General features: G+C 41.8%; 1 protein-coding gene. It reads right to left on the bottom strand.

What is annotated here, in order from left to right; genetic code table 11:
* The coding region (locus ACPYOM_RS22875; protein WP_481347722.1) for a hypothetical protein at positions 1-261 on the bottom strand (261 nt) is incomplete at both ends.

Raw genomic sequence — 261 nt, 5'->3', positions numbered from 1 at the left:
GCCCAGCTGAAATCAATGAACTGAGACAATACTAATGCCGAAATGCAGCCTATTAGCGGAGGAAAAGTAATCAGTCTTTTTAGGATAAATTTTGCACTCACTTTTCCAGATGTGCTTCCGCCTTTTACAGCCGCAATAATTCCCAGTGTTGACAGAGCAAAAAACATGGTCTGATCACAGATCACGGCAATGCTCAATAAACGCTCCCCATAAAAAGCAGAAACCAGCGGAAAACCGATAAATGAAGTATTGCTGTAACTG

The organism is Monashia sp. HAY1-2A (assembly GCF_056755315.1).
Note: the sequence above shows the minus strand (reverse complement) of the source record. Positions and strands in the feature narration are given on the sequence as shown.